General features: G+C 69.1%; 2 protein-coding genes. One reads left to right on the top strand and one right to left on the bottom strand.

The features are described 5' to 3' along the window. Positions 1–344 precede the first annotated feature (344 nt). Positions 345–1,352: a stage II sporulation protein M gene (locus tag WH07_RS35105; RefSeq protein ID WP_046509168.1), complete on the bottom strand. Its 1,008-nt coding sequence runs from the start codon at positions 1,350–1,352 to the stop codon at positions 345–347. Between the two features lie 170 nt (positions 1,353–1,522). Here WH07_RS35105 and WH07_RS35110 point away from each other — a divergent pair. Continuing rightward, a partial coding sequence (locus tag WH07_RS35110; protein WP_232789172.1) for an RDD family protein occupies positions 1,523–2,418 on the top strand: 896 nt, incomplete at its 3' end.

Below are 2,418 nucleotides of genomic sequence, written 5' to 3' on the forward strand. Positions count from 1 at the left end.
GCTTTTCCCTTCGGCCTTGCGTCTCCGACTTTACCAGACTCATTCGGCGTCTTCCGCCTCGTGAATTCCAGCGACCTTCGGAGTTGGTCTTTTACCTTTCGGCTTGATCCGACTTTATCAGAAACATTCGGGCCGACTCACATCGGCCTTGATGATCTGGAAGGCGAATCGAGAGGGGCTCCACGGAACTTCATTCCGTCGGGAGCCGCGTAGATATGTACCAGCGCTCTCGGTGTCTACCCGACTCCGAGGCAACCGTTCAAATCTACCTCCCCACTCAGACCGTGTCAACGTTCCCTGTGGGGCGAAGAGGAGACTAACAGGTCGGAGACACGATGCGCACATCAGGCGGCGGTGGGCAGCTCCGCGCTCCGGTCCGCCGCCTCGACATCGCCCGCCTCGCCCGCCCGTGCAGCGCGGCCTCCGAGGACATACACGTACACCAGAAACAGCAGCTCAGCGGCGATTCCGATGGCGATGCGCGCCCAGGTGGGCAGCCCCGACGGGGTCACAAAGCCCTCGATCAGGCCCGATACGAAGAGGACCAGCGCCAGGCCGATGGCCATGCCGAGCGCGGCGCGGCCCTGCTGGGCCATCGCCGTACGACGGCTGTACGGCCCGGGGTCGATCAGGGTCCAGCCGAGGCGCAGCCCCGTACCGGCGGCGACGAAGACGGCTGTCAGTTCGAGAAGACCGTGCGGAAGGATCAGCCCCAGGAAGGTGTCGAGGCGGCCGGCCGAGGACATCAGCCCGATCCCGACTCCCAGGTTGAGCACGTTGAGGAAGAGGACCCAGATCACCGGGAGGCACAGGAAGGCGCCCAGGACCAGGCACATGGCGGCGGCCTGGGCGTTGTTCGTCCACACCTGGGCCGCGAAGGAGGCCGCGGGGTGGCTCGAGTAGTAGGTCTCGTACTCGCCACCGGGCCGTGTCATCTGGCGCAGCTCGTCCGGGGCTCCTATCGCCGACTGGATCTCGGGGTGGGCGCCTACCCACCAGCCGATGACCGCGGCGAGGAGTGTGGAGAGGAGCGCGGTCGGTATCCACCAACGCCGCGACAGGTAGACGGCGGCGGGGAAGCCCACGGTCAGGAAGCGCACGGCGTCGCGCCAGGTGGCGCGGCGGGCTCCGGTGACGGTGGCACGGGCGCGGGCCACGAGCTGGGTGAGGCGCGTGGTGATCACGGGGTCGGGAGCGGTGGACTGGATCAGCGAGAGATGGGTGGCCGTGCGCTGGTAGAGGGCGACGAGTTCATCGGCCTCGGCACCACTGAGACGGCGGCCGCGGCGCAGGAGATGGTCCAGGCGTTCCCACTCGGCGCGGTGGGCGGTCACGAAGACATCGAGATCCATAGTCGGCTGCTGCTCCAGGCACTGGGTGCGTACGGTCGGTCCGTACTACTTCGGTCCGTACTGCTTACTGCTCTGCTGCACTACCTCTGCCGCACTGCTGGTACGCGCTCCGGGTCAGCTTGGCAGACTGATGATTTCAGGGGCGGGGAAGCGGGCGAAGGGTGGCATCGGTGAATGAGCTTGTGACGGGCGACGCGGTCGTACTGGGGCTGCGCCCGGCAAAGCTGCCGAGCCGGGCTCTGGCGCTGGCGATCGACCTGGTGGCGGTGTGGGTCGTCTACCTGCTGGTGACGTTCGTGCTCACCCTGTCGACGGGTTCGCTGGACGAGGCGGCGGTCATGGCGCTGGCCATCGCGTCGTTTCTGCTGATCCTGGTGGGCGGTCCGATCGCGGTGGAGACCCTCAGCCATGGGCGCTCGCTGGGCAAGCTGGCCTGTGGGCTGCGGGTCGTACGGGACGACGGCGGGCCCATACGGTTCCGGCACGCGCTGGTGCGGGGGGCGATGGGCGTGGTGGAGGTCCTGATGTCGTTCGGGGTCATCGCGTGTATCGCATCGCTGGTGTCGGCGCGGGGGCGGCGGATCGGCGATGTCTTCGCGGGGACCCTGGTCGTGCGGGAGAGGGTTCCGGCCGGGCGTATGGCGATGGTGCCGCCGCCTCCGCCATGGCTGGCGGGGCGTTTCGCGGAGCTGGACCTCTCTGCCGTACCGGACGGTCTGTGGCTGGCGATACGGCAGTACCTGACGCGGCTGGGGCAGCTCGACGCGGGGGTGAGTCAGTCGATGGCGGAGCGGCTCGCGGATGATCTGGCGGCTCGTACGGGGGCGCCGGTGCCACAGGGGGTGCCGGCGGGGGCGTTTCTGGCGGCCGTGGTTCATGAGCGGCAGGCGCGGGACACTCGGCGGGCGTTCGGCGCTTCCGTCGGCTCGGCGCCGGTGGCCGCGCCCGCACCTGCTGCTGGGCTCGCGGGCTCGCCCTGGCCCTCAGCCTCGCCTACGCCCGCCGTGTCCAATCCGGTGCGCGATCCGGCGTCCACGCCCCGCCCCGCGGCGGCTCCCGCCCCCGC

Origin of the sequence: Streptomyces odonnellii, assembly GCF_000981895.1 — a bacterium.
Lineage (GTDB): Bacteria > Actinomycetota > Actinomycetes > Streptomycetales > Streptomycetaceae > Streptomyces > Streptomyces odonnellii.

What these genes read in the sequence shown, in the direction of transcription:
- WH07_RS35105 (WP_046509168.1), bottom strand. Translation starts at nt 1,352, where the DNA reads ATGGATCTCGATGTCTTCGTGACCGCCCACCGCGCCGAGTGGGAACGC.